This is a genomic window from Salinicoccus albus DSM 19776, assembly GCF_000385175.1.
Taxonomy (GTDB): Bacteria; Bacillota; Bacilli; order Staphylococcales; family Salinicoccaceae; genus Salinicoccus; species Salinicoccus albus.
On record NZ_ARQJ01000029.1, the window covers coordinates 1 to 18,057 of the forward strand.

Sequence of the window (18,057 nt, forward strand, 5' to 3'; positions counted from 1 at the left end):
TGATACTCGATCGTGAATCGGATACAAGAGAACGGCCCCGCTGATACTCGATCGTGAATCGGATACAAGAGAACGGCCCCGCTTGTACTCGATCGAGAATCGGATACAAGAGAACGGCGCCGCTGATACTCGATCGTGAATCGAATACAAGAGAACGCCTCCGCTGATACTCGATCGTGAATCGAATACAAGAGAACGGCGCCGCTGATACTCGATCGTGAATCGAATACAAGAGAACGGCGCCGCTGATACTCGATCGTGAATCGAATACAAGAGAACGGCGCCGCTGATACTAGATCGTGAATCGAATACAAGAGAACGGCGCCGCTGATACTCGATCGGAAATCGAATACAGGAGAACAGCTCCGCTGATACTCGATCGAGAATCGAATACAAGAGAACGGCGCCGCTGATACTCGATCGAGAATCGGATACAAAAGAACGGCTCCGCTGATACTCGATCGAGAATCGAATATCAATAATACCGCAAACAGTATCCACCCGCACTAAAGACCCTCAGGAACCAAGTGGTCCTGAGGGTCAAAGATGGATTTTCTGCAAAATAGAAGTAAATGATTTCTGTTCTTCCGGACTCAAGTCTTTGAGAATCAGAGCGGTCAGCTGGGTGATCGGCGCTTCAAAAGATTCAAGCAGCGCTTCGCCTTTATCCGTGACTTCCAGCGCGGAGGCTCTCATATCGGCATGGTTCTGATTTTTGATCAGATAACCGCGATCCGTCATTCTCTGGATGGTACGTGAAACAGAGGTCTGTTTCTTTTTCAGCCGGTCCACGAGTTCTTTCTGGGTAAGGCCCGGTGTTTCTGAAACCATTTCCATGATGTAGAGCTGCTCCCTGTTCAATTTGCCCTCGCTGGTTTTGAATTCTGACAGGTGATTGATTTTTTCATTGAGCAGATAGACATGTCTGCAAACATTTCGTGTCGTGTTTTTGTCCATATTCTCTCCCGCTTTACAGTTTATTGATATCGTCTTGTTAACACTATACACCATAAAACAATCCTTAAAACATCATCTATGTAAATATACTGACGCTCTGCCTATCTGATATCCTCCAGCTGATGTCGTGCCACATATCCGATGGAACACGCTTCCCCGACCTGAACATAAGCCGGCAGATATTCCCCTTCACTGCCCGGGCGTTCATCGTTTTTCCAGAACCTGCCGAGGATGACCACCAGGCGGTGGAACAGCATCGCAATATCGTCAAGCACGCCCTGGGAAACCACCCGCTCCCCGATATCGATCAGCGGATTGCGCCGTTCTTTCGACGGGAGCATAACCGAGCGGATCCACCTGAGCTCCGCTTTGGAAAGCTCCCCTTTCACCTTCAACGTCACTCTCAGAAACGGCTGCCGCCCCTGATCCAGGAACGCATGCTCATACTGTGTTTTGAAATAAAAAAACTCGATGCCGGAGGCTTCATAGCGGACCAGAAACTGGGCCTCCTGCTGCTGGATATAAAACACAGTACCCTCAGGAACATCAACAGCCTGCGTGGTTTCATCAAATTTCTCCACAGAGTGGACCACTTTTGAGTAATCCAGCAATTTGTCCCCGGCCAGCACCTTTTTCTCAGGCTTTTTATGCGTCAGTGTGATGCGCACGTCCCGGCTGGAGAGCACCGCCTGCGTGTCGAACTCAAACAGCGCGGATACTTTTATAGCCTGCAGGTTTTTATCCTCAAAACCTGAAACGGTGAGTTCCGGTATAAAATGGATGTTCAGCAGGCCGTCTTCAACCAGCTTGTCGAGGAGTGCGCCGAGTGTTGATGTGTCTGCAATTTTCACTTTCTGAATGACCATTCCGGTATCTTTAATCTTCACTTTAAGATTCATCAGATGCCCTCTCTTTTTCATATGCTAAAAGATTGTTGAGAATATCCACCCGGAGTGCAACCAATTCCGGATCTTCATAAAATGACATGACTTTTGTGTCGTTCAGCTGACTGCTGTCTTCCGGCATGGGTGCCGTGATAAATGAAACGAAAGTGACGGCGTAATCTTCTTTTGGGTTGAGTGCGGCGTAAGGCACTTCAAAGTCGTTGACATTATTGTTATAAAATGCTTCTTGTTCAGGCTGGGATTTATGTTTATTCTCAATCCATTCTTCCCCGTACTGTGCCCAGAACCGGTCGATATAGGCGGCCATCAGTGTCCCGTCCTGCAGGCAGTCGAGCTCGGTGCCGCCGCAGCCTTCAGTAAAATCCCCGGCGGGCAGCGAGTGGATGTGGCCATACTCATGGATGAGTGTGCGATACTGGCTCGCCCGGCTGCTGTTGTCCCGGATGTCCACGCCGAGGGTGGTCCCCTCGGGCTGGATGTCTACATAGGCCAGTGTGTTGCCCTCGCCGTCCGAGAACAGGTTGAAGCTTCTCACGGAAGTGATGCGTTCGTTCGGAATGACACGCTGGAACATCTCCCAGATTTCCACGAATTCCGCTTCCGTGCCGACCGGCAGTTCATTATGGTATTCCGGATCCGTAAGTTCAAAGTTTTCGACTTCATAAGTGATCAGGTTATTGCGTGTCCGGTTTTCGATGAATACGTCGGGCTCGTCCTGGATGTCGATATACTGATCCAGCTCAGCCAGGTACTGGTCCCCGAGATCTTTGCATTCCTGAACGGTGCCGCAGTCCTCATGATCGACGGCAGCCCCCATATCGATATCCGTTTCATAGACCGCATCCTGGGCGGTCAGGCTTTGCAATAAAAATATGCCGCCGCCCACGATGACGAGCGCAGCAAGCGCCAGGCCGACGAATTGGAGGAGGAAACCGCCCGAGTCGAACAGCGGTGATTTTGGCAGTTCATCCGCCTCGCGTTCGACCGGTGCCTGCGCAATGACCCCATAACCGGTGAGTATCGCCCGGATGTCGTCCAGGTGTTCATGATAAACCGGTCTTGGCGGGCCGCTCGCCACGTCATGCAGCGTGTGTTCATGGGTGCGCACGTTCTGATGGCGGCTGGGATATTCCCCACAGGTGAAGACGTGGGTTTCGATATTGTTATTGCGAGCAAATGCCAGCAGATAGCGGAAATCTCGTTCGGCGATATCCGTCGTCAGAATGAACATGTCAAAGGCCATCATCTGCTTTTGCAGGCGGCTGTCGGCTTTCACTGTCTCGAACAGATTGCTGCCGGAGATGAAGTCGTCACGATACAGGCGCCCGTAGCCTTCAGACACTTTGCCTGAGAACTTCGGGCTGACACCGTTCGCCCTGAGCGACTGTTTAACAGCTTTGGAAATCCGATTTTCCTCGGTGCTGAAATTCGTGTGCAGGTGCACGTCATGATGGGAATGGGTGCCGATGAGCTGCGCAATTTTAAAGCCGCCGACCGGATGGATGTCAGCTGTATTGTCATTGATATAGATGCCGCCGGCGACCAGGATCTTCATCTTTAGCCCTCCATTCATTCTTCATTATCCTAAAGTTATATGGAAAATGGAAGTGGTTCTTATGTAAATGAACCGAAAAATTAATCAATTGACGTATGCTTGATCATTTCAGCCGAATAAGCGGGGCAGTATCCGGTCAGCCCCGTGCTTTCGTCAGCCCGGCCGGACAAGCCAGATTAATGGTACCGATGCTGGTGATGAGATGCATACGTAAAATGATCGGTGATGTACATCGCCCCCTGCGCCTTTATCTTCATCGACTGGTCCGTCACCTTCAGCGCTTTGGCATACTGCTTGTCACAGGTCACAAGCGGGGTGTCGATCGGCACTGCGGTGCCGTCATAAAAGTGGATGAGCGTTTTCGCACCGTCCGGCGAAAACCGCAGGAAATGATGCAGGTTGACCCAGAACGGGTTTTTGTTCCGGCTGACTGTCAGCGGAAACAATACAAACTGCAGCCGTTCATCAATGACAATCGGTCCGGTCTTATGGATGTTGTGTGCTTTTTTAAGCTGCTGCCGCCGGACTTTGATCGTCGTGCCGTAAGTCAGGAGCAGCAGCTCATCGATCAGAGCTTCAGACGTTTTTGATGACGGCATCGTGCGCCCTTTCTGAAACACAGCGTGACAGAGAAACTCCGGATGCTCGACAGGTTCGATATAGTACACACCCGGATTGAGCAGATTTTGCTGATTCATGATTCACCTCGCAGTTGCTGGTTTGTTTACTTCGCAGTGGCAGAAAAAAATATGTATATCATCGGACAGCTGTCCATTCGTCCAACGGAATCAATTATAACCCATTTCTCTTTTATATAACAAATTATTAACAAAATACTTTAAAAAGTTAACTTAATGTGTGATTAGCATATTTTTTTGCGGGTTGGAGGATTCGCTGAAATTACCCGGCTGCATTATGATACAGACATCCGGAAATAAACGATGTATCGATACGTCACAGGACAAAGAAAATGAACAACAGAATCACCGGCTATGAAGCTATGATCCAGAGCATCATCCACCGGCTGAACATCCGTTACGATCAGGATGACTATATGCAGATCGGCCGCATGGCCGTTTTCAGCGCCCTCTCCACTTTCGACGATATCGCCGCCCGGGGGGCGACGGAATCCCAGTTCGTCTACACGCGAATCTATCAGCGCATGATCGATGAGATCCGCCGGGTCTCCCGCTACACCAATGTGGTGAGCGCGACGGCAGACGCTTTCTTCGACGGAGGCGCCGGTGCCGGCGTCTTCAATGGGTGCGGCGGTGATTACGGAGGCACCGGCGCGTACGATGACTGCGGGCTGATGATGGAGATCCGCTCGATGCTCGGGGCGCTGGATGACAGGGAACGCATGTGGCTCACCGGAATCTTGCGCGGCTACAGCGTCTCGGAGATCGCGGAGTTTAGCGGATACAGCGTGTCCAGCGTGAAAAATTGGAGAAAATCCGCACGAAAAAAACTCGCGGAACTGCGCGAGGACTGATGAAGGATGGAACGGGCTGAACGGCCGGGATACTTTAGAAGAGTGTACGGGTTTTTATCCCTTAAATAAAAGTGTAATGGGTTAATTTTAATTTTGGAATCGGTCAAAAGAATGGTTACAAATTGCAACAAATCTAGTATAATGTCTTACATCATTGTTGTGGAGGTATGTTGCATGGAAGATGTGGAAATTGTGACAGCTAAAGTGGGAAACATTGTGGAATTTGATGACATGAAAGGAAAAGTTGAGAAAGTGAACGACAACTCTGTCATTGTCGACATCACGATCAACGATGAATTCGATGAACGCGAAATGTTCGAAAAGACCGTGGTCAACCATAAACGGTATAAAATCATAGAAGAATAGATTCGGATAGAATGTATGGAACCGCCCCGCTTGTTATGCAGGGCGGTTTTTTTGTCCCCAGGTGACTACTTGTACTCGATTGAGGATCGAATACAAGAGAACGGCCCCGCTTATACTCGATCGAGAATCGGATACAAGAGAACGGCCCCGCTTATACTCGATCGAGAATCGGATACAAGAGAACGGCCCCGCTTATACTCGATCGAGAATCGAATACAAGAGAACGGCCCCGCTTATACTCGATCGAGAATCGAATATGTGCCTGGACCATACGCCCCTACAGATGATAATGCACGAGATCCAGCAGATGGTTATCTTCGCTCAGCTGGGCGAGTTCGCTGTCGATCTTTGTGACGGAGTGTCCCATATATTCGTATGTGTTCGTGCGGGTTTTGAAGTTCATGGAGATGTGCATGGCCTGGTTTGCGTGATGATGGTGATGCATGGGCACCTGCCGGGATTCGGGGACGGGATAGGTTTCGGACGGCGACAGCACCCCGTTGCTGCTGTTTGACCATCCGGCATCCGCATCAAAGCGGTCCTCTTCGAGCGTATGGCTGCCGGTGATGAGCATGCCGACGCCTTCCATGTCTTTGACGATGTCTTCGAGCGGCTCGCTCCAATCGGAGACGCAGACGATGACATAGTCGGGATCCTCCAGATCATAAATGTAGCGCAGCCATTTTTTCACAGAAGTGTTCAGCCGGCTGATGTGGAGTATCGGATCTTTCTTTTCCGCTTCAGGGATAAAACGCCCGCCGTAGCTGCCCAGGATGATGAGCTTCATGCCGTTGACGATGAAGACCCGGTACGGTTCCCCGAAGAAAGGTTCTTTCGTCCTTGGATGACCGACGTTGCAATTCATCCACGGGAAGTCTGAAAAACTGAGCGCACGCCTTAATTTGGAAATGTTCGAGACGTCCTGATGATTGAACACACCGAATTCGTAATTCATATAATTCATGGCGGTAATGGCCGGATTCCGCGGCGCGCTGCTTTTTTGATCGATGCCGAGCGAACCGCCCAGATCACATAACAGTACATGGTTGTTATCCTCTGCCGATAAGCTGCGTTTATATTTGGAGACCTTCGACAGCGTCACGCCCGGACGCTCCCCCAGCCCCCGGTTCAGGTGCTGGGTGATGATCAGACTGATATTGAAAAATTCCTGCATGCTATCCCCGCCTTTCTAATATTCTATCCAATCAGAATCCGCTCTTTCGGATAATTGTGGTTCAGCTGATGCTGCCTGCCGCCGATGCTGAACAGGAACGAGATGAACCCGATACGCCCAATGAACATGAACATCATGAGAATCACCTTACTCGGTGCAGACAATTCATCCGTGATGCCGGTCGACAGTCCCGAGGTGCCGAAGGCACTCGTCACTTCAAATACGACATCAATCAGATCGAACCGGCTGTTCTCAAACAGCACAATTGAAATGACACCGACAAATACCAGCAGCACCGCAAATGAAATGACTGCATATGCCCGGTACAGATCTTCGCGCGTAATTTCACGATTGAATACGCGGATGACCTGGCGGCCGCGGCTGAATGCAATCAGAAACAGGAGAAGCACTGCAAATGTCGTCGTCCGGATACCCCCGCCGGCCGAACTCGGTGAAGCACCGATGAACATGAGCGCACTCATGATGACCTGAGTGCCATCATGGAAATGCCCCGGATCGACCGTGGTAAGTCCGCCGCTCCTCGACGTCACCGAAGCAAACACACTGTTCATCATCGTCATGAACCAGGAGTCCCCTTTGAAATAATGCCGGGACTCCATGACGAAAACGAAGAATGCACCGCCCAGAAATAAGAGCCCGTATGTCGCTGTCGTTACTTTTGTGTATAAAGAAAACCGGAATCGCTTGCCATTTTTCTGAAAGTAGTGCTTGACCTCGAGCAGTACGGGGTAGCCGATCGCCCCGAGTATGATCTGCACCATGACGGGCACCTGCAGTATATAGGTTTCGGTATAGTCCAGCATTGAATTGCCGAATATATCCAGCCCTCCGTTCGTGGTCGCAGAGACGGACAGGAAGGCGCCGTTTATGATGGAATATCCCCAATCCCCCGTCTGATACATGAAAAACAGTGTGTACAGACCGGCGCCGATCAGCTCGATGATGAAGATCAGCTTGAATATGCCAATCACCATCTTCACCGAGCCGGAGATCTTATGCTGGCTGTTATCCGCCATGATCTGCATGCGTTCGCGCAGCCCGATGCGCTTGCCGAGCAGCACCCAGATCAGCGTGCCCATCGCCATGATGCCTAAGCCGCCGAGGTTCATGATGAACATCAGCACGATATAGCCGCCCACATTGAATGTCTCCGCAATGTTGACGGGCGTCAGCCCTGTCACCGACAGGGCTGACGCTGCGACAAATATGGTATCGACGGCGCCGATCACTTTTTCCCCGTCATAAAAGAGCGGCAGTGCCAGAAGCGCGGATGCAGTAAACAGTGCGACCAGATAATATATCAAAATACCGCGCTGGGGAGTCATTTTCTCAATCCGCCGTTCCAGCCATTTGAACATTGCTGCACCTTCTTTCAGTTAGCCCTAGTATATTAGAAAATTTGTCTTTTCGCCATGCTTTGATGGCGCAAGCCTGAGTGTGCGGCAGGATAAGAAAGTATGCCTGCCAAAAATGATTTTCTAGTACATCATAAATCATCAGCCGTTGTTTTTCTATACTTTTTGGGCAAGTTCAATGTGAAATTCAGTTCAGCTGCCAGCCGGTAAACGGGTTTTCATTCAAAAAAAACCGGCCCTGCGGCCGGTATTGATATCTAATCGAGTGTGACGGTGGTTTCCTGGAGTTCGCCGTCACGGTAATATTCGATGGTCATGTCTTCGCCCTGCTCTTTTTCATAATACAGGTATTGTCTGAGTTCAAGCATGTTGGGAATGGCCTGGCCGTCGAGTGAGACGATAACGTCGAGTTGTTCGAGGCCGCCCGCCTCCGCCGGTGAACCACTTTCTACATTGCTGACGATGACGCCTTCACTGACGTCTTCCGGCAGATTCATCTGCTCGCTCTGGATTTCTTCAGGGACCTGATAGAGATCCTGAAGCATGATGCCAAGGAATGGTCTCTGTACTTCGCCATTCTCTTCGAGCTGGGTAACGATTTCCTGGACTTCGTTGGACGGGATGGCGAAGCCGATGCCTTCGACGGTCGGGCTGTTGACTTTCATGGCGTTGATACCGATCAGATTGCCCGCCCTGTCGATGAGTGCGCCGCCGGAGTTACCCGGATTGATGGCCGCATCGGTCTGTATGACATTGGACTCCCAGTCGTAGGTGCCGTCGCCGTCGATGTCGACGGGCACGGTGCGGTCAAGCCCGGAAACGATGCCGCGGGAGACAGAACCTGAGAATGTCTGACCGAGCGGCGAGCCGATGGCGATGGCTGTCTGGCCGACCTGCAGATTATTGCTGTCGGCAAATTCGATGCTGCTGTCGATGTTACCCCTGTCCACACGGAGCACAGCCAGGTCCGTCCAGAGGTCGGAGCCGACGATTTCCGCCTGAAGCTGCTCGCCATCCTGCAGATTGATCTGCACTTCCTCCGCGCCGTCTACGACGTGGTTATTCGTGACGATGTAAGCGGAGTCTTCGGTCAGCTTGTAGATCACGCCTGAACCGGTGCCGGCTTCTTCAGGGCTTGATCCCTCTTCAGAACCGCCGCCGGGCTGCTGCCCGGATTCCGGCTGCTCTTCGAGGCCGGGCAGGAACGAGCTAGTTCGCTGCAGGTTGATGACGGAGACCACCGATTGTCTCGCTGATTGGATGGCCTCAGAGGTGTCGGCGTCTTCCTCGCTGGTGCCGCCGCCCTGCTGCTCTATATTACCGGCTTTCTGAGTATTTTCTTCCGATGCGGACTGATCCGCCATTTCAGTCCCGCCGCCGTCGTCGAACACGTTATACAATAACAGGACAATCAATGCGCCGGCGACGCCTGCAATAAGCGGGATAAAGAGAGAACGGAGCCATCCGCGGCCGCCACCGCCTTCGCCGGAGCCCCCGGAACCAGAGCCCCCGGAACCTGAACCGCCGGAGCCGGATGCAGCTGTACTGCCGCCGGCTGAAGCAGCCCCTGCAGTGCCGGCGGCCGAAGCGGAGTTATCTGCGGCGCGTGTTTCACTGTAACCGTACTCCTGGTCCGCATCCGCGGTTGTGTTCTTTTTCTCTGTGTCTTCTGCCGATGTATTTTCCTCTGTGTCTTCATTCTCCTGCGGTTTTGAGCCGCTGTGATTATCACCGGACACTGCTTCTCTTCGCACGTCTGGCGCGCTTGCATGAGACTCGGGTGCGGCATCCTGACGTTTGTGCTGATCCGGGCCAAATTCCCTGTCGTTCGCCTCATCACCGGCGCTGTGTTCAATCAGCTCTGTGCCGTTTTCTTTGAACACTCTTCTTCTGCGGCGATACTGATCTCTTGGAATGATATGTTTGTCTTCTTTCCCCAAGTGCGACGCCCCCTGTAAAAATAAACTGTGCATTCATTATAAATGCTGAATTAATATGTTTCCACTTTTTTGCTATCGCTGACGGGTTTATTGCGGCTTGAAAACCAGCCGATCAGGACGACAGCGACCATTACAGCCCAAAAGATCAGCTTCCATGTCACCGAATGGGGGAACGCGTGCGGAATAATGCCGATCTGTTCATGCGCCAGCGTCAGTACACTCAGTTTAACGCCGACCCAGCCGACGATGACGAATGCGGCGACTTCAAGTCCTGGCTTTTTATTCAAAATCTCAACAAACCATGTAGCGAAGAATCTCATGATGATGACCCCGATCAGACCGCCGACCAGCATGACGAGATACTGGCCGGTGTTGATGCCAAAGAAATCGCCGCCGACCTCGGGCAGTGCAAGTGCAATGGCTGCAGCCGCAAGAATCGAGTCGATCGCAAAGGCGATATCCGCCAGTTCCACTTTCGCAACCGTCAGCCAGAAACCGCTTGCCGATCCGTCATCCGTGGACACATTGTCCTCGCCGTCCGCCTCTGAATGCTGCTGACCTTTCCGGATGGCGATGAGGTGCGTAATCGACACGTAGAACAGATACAGTGCACCAAGTGCCTGCATCCACCACCACTGGACGAGCCAGACGAGCAGCAGGATCGCCATCATGCGAAATACAAAAGCACCGAGCAGACCGTAGAACAAGGCCCTTTTCCGCCTTTTTGGATCCAGGTGTTTCACCATCACCGCAAGCACCACGGCATTATCCGCCGCGAGCAGTCCTTCGAGCACAATGAGGACGATAAGCACCCATGAGTACTCAAGCAATACTGCAAAATCCATAAATTTTCCTCCCAGGAAATAGACGTATTTGCAACAAAAAAGAGACCTCCGCTTCGGATTTGCGCAACTCCCGTCTTAATGACGGTTAATGCGTAAATCCGGCAAAGGTCTCACGATACAATATCCATTGCTCAATGCACCGGGATCTCTCCGTAGTGACGATGCATTGATGGGCTGCCCCATTCGTTACTCCCCTTTTCCAAGAAAAGGTTCATTTATCGTTGGCTTGTGATTCGCTTATAAATATATACTATCCGAAGCAGAAAGTAAAGGATAAATAAATTTTGACAGGGCGGCTGTTCCTCATCCATGTTACATTCTCAAAGCCGGGACGGACAGTACCTGGCAAAAACACCGCCATCAGTGTTTAAAACACAACCCCCTGAAAAATTTCTACAGCAGGCTGTACAACTTGATTTCCGGATATTTTTCGTTGAACCAGCGTGTGGCGAAGTCGTTTTCGAACAGGAATACTTTGTTGCCGTATCTGTCGAGCACGAGGTTGGACCGCTGAGAGTTCATGGCGTCTTTGATGTCTTCTTCATTCTCGACCCATCTGGCGATCTTACTGCCGATGGACTCCATGACGATATCGGTATTGTACTCGGTTTTCATGCGATGTTCGAACACCTCGAACTGCAGCTGGCCGACGGCGCCGATGATCGGCTGGTTGGTGTGCAGTGTCTTATAGTACTGGATGGCGCCTTCCTGGACGAGCTGCTCGATGCCTTTATAGAAGTGTTTCTGTTTCATCACATTTTTAGCAGTGACTTTCATGAAAAGTTCCGGCGTGAACTGCGGCAGTGCCTCGAATTCCACTTTGCCGCCGCTGCCGTAAAGGGTGTCGCCGATCTGATAATCGCCGGTATCGTAGAGGCCGATGATGTCGCCGGCGTAAGCTTCGTTGACAGTTTCGGTATCATCGGCCATGAACATCGTGGCTCTGGATACTTTTGACTTTTTCCCCGTCCGGGCCAGCGTGGCCTGCATGCCGCGGGTGAATTTGCCGGAGACGACGCGCATGAACGCAAGTCTGTCCCGATGGCGCGGGTCCATATTGGCCTGTATCTTGAAGATGAAGCCTGTGAAATCCTCGCCAGCCGGTCCGATTTCTGTGTCGTCTGTGGTCTTTCGCGGGGTCGGCATCGGCGCGAAATCAACGTATGTGTCCAGAAATTCTTCGATGCCGAAGGTGGACAATGCGGAACCGAAAAATACCGGTGTCAGATCACCGCGGGCGATCTTATCGGTATCAAACGCGTCTCCTGCTTCCTCAACCAGCATGAATTCTTCAATGGCTGTCTGAAAGGCTTCGTCTTCAGCGATACTGTGGTCTTCCTGCAGCTCGTAATCTTCATTCAGCTGGAGCATTTCATCTTCCCGGTAAGGATTGATGGTGCGATCCTTGCGGTTGATGATGCCAAAGAAGCTCTGCCCCATGCCGACCGGCCACGTCATCGGATAGGTTTCAATTTCCAGCGTGGATTCGATTTCTTCCAATAGCTCAAAGGGCGCTTTGCCGACCCGGTCGAGCTTGTTGATGAACGTGAAAATCGGGATGCCGCGCATCCTGCAGACTTTGAACAGTTTCAACGTCTGCGGCTCGATGCCCTTTGCCACATCGATAACCATGACCGCCGAGTCCACCGCCATCAGCGTGCGGTATGTATCCTCGGAAAAATCTTCGTGTCCGGGGGTGTCGAGAATATTGATCTTATAGCCGTCAAAATCAAACTGCATGACGGAACTGGTGACGCTGATACCGCGTTCCTGCTCCACTTTCATCCAGTCCGATGTCGCAAATCTGCCGGTTTTCTTCCCTTTGACCGTACCGGCCTGACGGATGGCACCGCCAAAAAGCAGCAATTTTTCTGTGAGCGTCGTCTTGCCGGCGTCCGGGTGGGAGATAATGGCAAATGTTTTGCGTTTTTCTACTTCCTCTGTCAGATTCATAAAACTCTCCTTACTGTTTGGCTGTTGCCTGTGTGACCGCTGCTGCGATCCTTTCCGCTTCATCTTCGTCCATCATACTGAAGAGATGCATGACGATGGTTTCGGTCCGGGCGTCCGGCGGCAGATCGACGGGGCATGCCAGACTGAAATTGATGTGTGGAATACTGATGATGAAGTCTCTGTCATCTTCTATGATATACACTGCAGCACTGCTGCCGGCAATGTCAATCGCCGTCTTCTTCATATTCATCGCTCCTGTACTTGCGATATGCCGCATCGAGTGCGATCAGGTCATCTCTGTGCGGCACTTTAACATAGTCCGCCATGATCTGATAAGGTTCCCGGCCTTTGCAGGCAAGCACAACCGTGTCTCCCGGCCGTGAGTATTCAATCGCATGCCGGATGCCTGCTTCACGGTCGAGGAATGAACGATAGCTGCTGTGCTGTGCGCCCTTCTCCAGTGCCTCGACCAGTATTGCCGGATCATCGTTCGCCGGATTGTCCGGTGTAAATACCGCGTAGTCAGCGCGTGTGGAGATCCGCCCCATCTCTTCGGCCTTGGTCATATCCCGCTCGCCGGTCATGCCGACGAGGAATATCAGCCGCCCTTTGACGAACGGTTCAATGGTGTCGATGATTTTATTCAGCGCGTCGGGGGTATGGGCAAAATCGATGACCATGTCAATCGGCAGCTGCGGATCGAGGACTTCAAGGCGCCCCTCCACCGCTTTCATGCTGCGGGCCGCTTCTATGATATGACTGAACCTGTAGCCCTGCAGCCACTCGCCGATAATGGCACACATCAGGTTCTGGATGTTGAAGTGACCGATGAAGGGGGAGTCGACACGGAATTCCCCTTCCGGCGTATTCAGCGTGAAATTGAAGCCCTCGAGCGTGCCCTTAATATCGGAGGGCCAGAAATCTGCGGTGCTGTCCATGCCGTAGGTGATGACCTCATGGGGCGTCATCGTCCGGTACGTCTTTGACCATGCATCATCGTTGTTCAGTATGATGTATTTCCGCTCCCGCACGTTCTGGCCCATCTGTGAGAATAAAAGACCTTTGACGTAGCCGTACGCATCCATTGTATTGTGGAAATCAAGGTGGTCCTGGGAGAGGTTGGTAAAAATGGCAATGTCAAAATCGATGCCAAACGTCCGGCCCAGTTTGAGGGCGTGGGAGGACACTTCCATCGCGAACACTTCCGTCTCACGGTCGTTCGCTTCCTTGAGGCGTCTGAAGAGTGTCGTCGTCTCAGGCGTCGTGTTGATGCTGTCATAACGGTCTTCATTGATGATGTAGCCGTTCGTCCCCAGGTAGGCACTGTTCTTGCCGAGCGCACGGCTCAGATGGTGAATCATGGTCGCCACAGTTGTTTTACCATTCGTACCCGTCACGCCGATCATCGTCTGGCTCTCTTGAGGGAAGTCGAAAATGTAGCCGGAAAACAGGGAAGCCACTTTGGCCGGATCTTTGACGATCAAAAGTCCCACACCTTCCGGAAGCGGCCTGTAGCGGTCCGTAACGATGAACCGGCAGCCAGCTTCAACTGCCTGGGGGATAAAATCAAAGCCATCCACCTGATGCCCCTTCAGTGCGACGAAGACAGCATCCTGATTTGTTTCCCTTGAATCCGTCGTAATGTGCGTCACCTTCTGTGGAAATTTTCCATATATGGTTTTTATTTTCAACAAGGATAATAACGTCTTCGAATTCATCTTTCCATCCACCTTTCAACTTTTATATTATACAATACCAGCGCACAGTTTGAATAGTAATAATTGACAGAGTGCTTTGCCAATCAGTATTATCGTATCGATGGCTAAATAATATAAATCTGTTCCACGCAGATGTTGTGGAACTGAAGTTCGAAGGTGAGTGAAAATGACGCATAAGAAAAAACGATTCTGGAAACTGGCTTTTCTGCTGTTTCTGACTGAGATGGTCCGGGGGATGTTCATATTGAGCTATCTGCCCGCCCTGCCGACGATCGGCATCATTTCAATCGGGCTCAGTTCCATATTGATCACACTCCATTATGTGCTGGATACTGTGACCAATGTATGGCTCGGTTTCCTGATGAAGAAAATCGGCGAATGGTGGACGATGTTCCTCAGCTATTTCGTCGGTATCGGCGCCATGATCCTCGTCATGTTTGACCAGAACTTCTGGCTGCTGCTGATATCAGCATGTCTGCTTGGCATCAGCGTCTGCCCAATTTGGATCCTGGCGCTGTCAAACGTTGAGGAGAGCAACCGCGGCCGGGATATGGGACTCGTCTTTTTCAACTGGCTGGCCGGGCTCGGCGGCGGCATGGTCGCGATGAATTTCCTGATCGGCCTGTTCTCGGAGGCGGCCGTCTACGCCATGGCCGGCGTGTATGTCATCAACCTTATCCTGTTTCTGATCCTTCCCGGCAATCGGGAAACCGTTGACGGGGCGGAAGATCGCCCCGGTGCTGCCGGTGAACTGGCGAAGACGATAGAATCCGAAGCGGAAACATCCAGCAGAGGCAGAGGCGGCACCGGCCGCCTGCCGCTGCGGGAGACATGGGAGATATTCTATCATCATCTGAAAAATATGCCGGGCATTATGCTGCAGGGTCTCGGTCTCGGTATGCTGCTGCCGATCCTGCCCACATATATCACCTCAGAATTGTCGCTGAACTTTTTCCAGTACACGTTCTTTATTCTCCTCATCTTCGGGCTGGTAGCGTTCAGCATGACCGTGCTGAGCCGCGGCCTGGACGCTTATTCCAACAGGCTGACGATGGCGGCCATTTGCGCTGGATTCTTCATATATGCCGTCGGTGTCATCTGGTTCAGTACACTCGAAACCATCTGGCTGATCTTTGCCATCGCCAGTTTCGTCGGTCTGTCCTACGGCCTCATGCTGCCGGCCTGGAATAAGTATCTCGCCGGCACCATATGGAAAAGCCGCCGCGCCGAGTCGTGGGGCGTCATCAGCTCCGTGCAGGGACTCGGCGCTATGGTCGGCCCGATGCTCGGGGGCCTCACCGCCGACCTCTTCGGCACCGTCAACGCCACCCTGACGTTCAGCGGTTTGATATTCATACTGCTGTTCGTCTACTATGCTGTGCTGTTTCTCGTGCAGCGCGGACAAAACCTCGAGGAGTGATTTTTGGATGAGGGAGACCCCGGCCGCTATACTGCGGCCGGGGTTGTGTCGTTCCTGGCATGCTGGGCGCTGGCATTCGGGACTCCCGCGAGTGACTGCGGTGCTGGGCGCTGGCATTCGGAACACTTGCGAGTGACCGCGGTGCTGGGCGCTGGCAGTCGGAGCTCCCGCGAGTGACCGCGCCGCCATCCGCTGGCATTCGGAGCTCCCGCGAGTGACTGCGCCGCTATCCGCTGGCATTCGGAGCTCCCGCGAGTGACCGCGCCGCCATCCGCTGACATTCGGAGCAAACGCCAAGCATCGTTTCACCTTCAGGCATCCGCATCCCCGGACGCCCATATAAATCGCTCATCTTTTTCATATTTCGAATCATAATGGTTAGTTCGCAGCAATTTTTCCAAATGATAGTTCTTTATCACGTAATATGTTTTCTGGGAGGCAGCTGTCATTACACAATACTTCTTCAAGAGTGCGCGTATTGTCCGCTCAGCCGCCATGCCGCCGATGAACTTACACAATCTCTCCTTCGTCATCGGGACGGTGTGATGCAGCACGGAGAAATCGATCATTCCCCGGACGACGAGCCGCTCAACAGTTTCAACATAACCGCAGTTTCTGCAAATGATGCTGAAACGCCTTTTCACTAATTCATATCTGCTGCATTTAAAGCAGTAGCTGCCGCCCCATATCAGGCTGGGATGAATCACAGGCAAAGCGATCGGGTTATCGATGACAAACGCCTTGATCGTTTCTGTCAGATCATGGGCATTCTTTCCCACGGACATCCGTCCGAGCTCCCGAAAATATTCTGTCAATAAAGTCCGGACGACAATGAACTGCCCGCTTTCCCCGGAACACGATACAAGATGGAAATCCGGGTTCACAAACACGGCGCGTTTGTCCACCGTAAAATGGTACGGTATAAATTTTTTCAGACGCAAAAGTTTGCCTGCCGTACGGGAGGCCTGGGCAATCGGGTCCTCAGAAATCTGTCTGCCCTTCAAAAGCCAGCGTCCGCCGTCAACAGCATACCGGCCGGAATAATTCTTGATCTCATTTACCACCATCACATGCTCTCCAATAATTAAAGAATCAATCTGAAGCGTCGCTTCCCCGATCCGCAGCCACAAATCCCGATAGATCAACAGCCCCGCATGACCCGCTTCATCAAGCATCCTGTCGTAGCCGATCTCCCCTGCGTATCCTTTCCTCAACCGCTCAAGTTTACGCCGCTCATCCTCCGACAATACACTCCGCTGAGAAAGCGCCTCATAATAGATCAATTCCTTTGATTTCATGCGTTCGTTCAAAAACATTAAAAAACCTCCTTTACTATATATAAGGAAAAAGTGCCGATTTGCTCTTTTTAAATGTTGTAAAAGGAAACCGTCACCTCTCATCCCTTGATATATCCATAACAGGAGGTGTAATAAGTGATTTAATTTTAGTTTGACGATCTAGCCCCTGTGCTTTTTCAATGTTTCTTCCATGAAGTTCAGCAGATCATCCCTCATGTCTGATTTCAGTGCATATTCGATGGTGGTTTCGACAAAACCGCGTTTGACACCGACATCATGCCGGCTGCCTTCGAAATCTACGGCATAGATATCTTCCCCGCTGTTGCCGATGGCGCGGATGGCATCGGTCAGCTGGATTTCTCCGCCCGCACCGATCTGCCCTTTGGCGAGATGGTCAAATACGGACGGCGTCAGCACGTAACGGCCCATGATTGCCAGACGGGAATCGGTGACGCCGGGCCCGGGCTTTTCAAACATATCTTTCAGATGATAGCAGTTGCCTTCCCTGCTGTCATATTCCACGATGCCATACTTGGAAGTATCTTCCACAGGTACGGATTTGACCCCGATGACCGTGGATTCACATTTTTCGTAGTGCGCCATCAGCTGGCCGATACCAGGGGTACCGCCTTCATTGTCCACGATATCATCCCCGAGCAATACCGCGAACGGTTCGTTGCCGATGAACTGACGGGCTGTATGTATGGCGTGCCCGAGCCCCTGCGGCCGCTTCTGTCGGACGTAGAATATGTTGGCGAGGCCGGTGGCATGTTCCACTTTTTCAAGCAGCTCCTCTTTGCCTTTATTGCGGAGGTTGGTTTCAAGTTCCATGGACCTGTCAAAATGATCTTCAATCGCCCTTTTATGCTTGCCGGTGACAATGATGATATCTTCAATGCCGGCTTCAACCGCCTCTTCGACGATATATTGGATCGTCGGTTTATCCAGAATCGGAAGCATTTCCTTCGGCATCGCCTTTGTGGCAGGCAGAAAGCGGGTGCCGAGACCTGCAGCCGGTATGACTGCCTTTTTTACTTTTTGCAAATTCATCTCCTCCT

General features: G+C 51.8%; 16 protein-coding genes. 3 read left to right on the top strand and 13 right to left on the bottom strand.

Features of this window, described 5'->3' with window-relative positions; genetic code table 11:
• Positions 1-540: 540 nt before the first annotated feature.
• The 4 genes from G343_RS0108555 to G343_RS0108570 all read right to left on the bottom strand — a co-directional run bounded on the left by G343_RS0108555 (position 541) and on the right by G343_RS0108570 (position 4,115).
• The gene (locus tag G343_RS0108555; protein ID WP_020007721.1) at positions 541-957 is read right to left on the bottom strand and encodes a MarR family winged helix-turn-helix transcriptional regulator; all 417 of its coding nucleotides are present in this window, start codon (positions 955-957) and stop codon (positions 541-543) included.
• A gap of 101 nt (positions 958-1,058) precedes the next feature.
• Entirely contained in the window at positions 1,059-1,856 is a 798-nt protein-coding gene (locus tag G343_RS0108560) for a hypothetical protein (protein ID WP_020007722.1), read from the bottom strand.
• Entirely contained in the window at positions 1,846-3,417 is a 1,572-nt protein-coding gene (locus tag G343_RS0108565) for a hypothetical protein (protein ID WP_020007723.1), read from the bottom strand. The genes G343_RS0108560 and G343_RS0108565 overlap by 11 nt, the downstream gene beginning before the upstream one ends.
• 176 nt (positions 3,418-3,593) lie before the next feature.
• Positions 3,594-4,115, bottom strand: a complete 522-nt coding sequence (locus tag G343_RS0108570; protein ID WP_020007724.1) for a competence protein ComK — start codon at positions 4,113-4,115, stop codon at positions 3,594-3,596.
• Between the two features lie 272 nt (positions 4,116-4,387).
• Between G343_RS0108570 and G343_RS0108575 the strand changes: the two genes are divergently transcribed.
• Positions 4,388-4,909, top strand: a complete 522-nt coding sequence (locus G343_RS0108575) for a sigma-70 family RNA polymerase sigma factor (protein ID WP_020007725.1) — start codon at positions 4,388-4,390, stop codon at positions 4,907-4,909.
• A 189-nt stretch (positions 4,910-5,098) separates the two neighbouring features.
• Entirely contained in the window at positions 5,099-5,275 is a 177-nt protein-coding gene (locus G343_RS0108580) for a YkvS family protein (protein WP_156823596.1), read from the top strand.
• A gap of 277 nt (positions 5,276-5,552) precedes the next feature.
• Here the strand turns inward: G343_RS0108580 and G343_RS0108585 are convergent, their stop codons facing one another.
• The 7 genes from G343_RS0108585 to G343_RS0108615 form a co-directional block, all read right to left on the bottom strand.
• Complete coding sequence (locus G343_RS0108585; protein ID WP_020007727.1) at positions 5,553-6,449, bottom strand: bifunctional UDP-sugar hydrolase/5'-nucleotidase; 897 nt, start codon at positions 6,447-6,449, stop codon at positions 5,553-5,555.
• Positions 6,450-6,472: 23 nt separating this feature from the next.
• A complete protein-coding gene (locus G343_RS0108590) occupies positions 6,473-7,828 on the bottom strand; it encodes a TrkH family potassium uptake protein (protein WP_020007728.1) in 1,356 nt (451 codons plus the stop codon).
• A gap of 254 nt (positions 7,829-8,082) precedes the next feature.
• The gene (locus G343_RS0108595; RefSeq protein WP_020007729.1) at positions 8,083-9,765 is read right to left on the bottom strand and encodes a S1C family serine protease; all 1,683 of its coding nucleotides are present in this window, start codon (positions 9,763-9,765) and stop codon (positions 8,083-8,085) included.
• A gap of 50 nt (positions 9,766-9,815) precedes the next feature.
• Positions 9,816-10,610, bottom strand: coding sequence for a TerC family protein (locus tag G343_RS0108600; protein WP_020007730.1), 795 nt, complete (start codon positions 10,608-10,610; stop codon positions 9,816-9,818).
• Positions 10,611-11,003: 393 nt separating this feature from the next.
• Positions 11,004-12,563: a peptide chain release factor 3 gene (locus tag G343_RS0108605; protein WP_020007731.1), complete on the bottom strand. Its 1,560-nt coding sequence runs from the start codon at positions 12,561-12,563 to the stop codon at positions 11,004-11,006.
• Positions 12,564-12,573: 10 nt separating this feature from the next.
• Positions 12,574-12,807 carry a YueH family protein gene (locus G343_RS0108610; RefSeq protein WP_020007732.1) on the bottom strand — a complete coding sequence of 78 codons (234 nt, stop codon included), beginning with the start codon at positions 12,805-12,807 and terminating at the stop codon, positions 12,574-12,576.
• On the bottom strand, positions 12,788-14,281 hold the full coding sequence (locus tag G343_RS0108615; protein WP_020007733.1) for a UDP-N-acetylmuramoyl-L-alanyl-D-glutamate--2,6-diaminopimelate ligase: 1,494 nt from the start codon (positions 14,279-14,281) through the stop codon (positions 12,788-12,790). The genes G343_RS0108610 and G343_RS0108615 overlap by 20 nt, the downstream gene beginning before the upstream one ends.
• A 166-nt stretch (positions 14,282-14,447) precedes the next feature.
• Between G343_RS0108615 and G343_RS0108620 the strand changes: the two genes are divergently transcribed.
• The gene (locus G343_RS0108620; RefSeq protein ID WP_020007734.1) at positions 14,448-15,701 is read left to right on the top strand and encodes an MFS transporter; all 1,254 of its coding nucleotides are present in this window, start codon (positions 14,448-14,450) and stop codon (positions 15,699-15,701) included.
• 311 nt (positions 15,702-16,012) lie between these two features.
• Here the strand turns inward: G343_RS0108620 and G343_RS0108625 are convergent, their stop codons facing one another.
• Both G343_RS0108625 and galU read right to left on the bottom strand, forming a co-directional pair.
• On the bottom strand, positions 16,013-17,017 hold the full coding sequence (locus tag G343_RS0108625) for a nuclease-related domain-containing protein (RefSeq protein ID WP_020007735.1): 1,005 nt from the start codon (positions 17,015-17,017) through the stop codon (positions 16,013-16,015).
• 141 nt (positions 17,018-17,158) lie between these two features.
• Positions 17,159-18,043, bottom strand: a complete 885-nt coding sequence (gene galU / locus G343_RS0108630) for a UTP--glucose-1-phosphate uridylyltransferase GalU (RefSeq protein ID WP_020007736.1) — start codon at positions 18,041-18,043, stop codon at positions 17,159-17,161.
• Positions 18,044-18,057 lie beyond the last annotated feature (14 nt).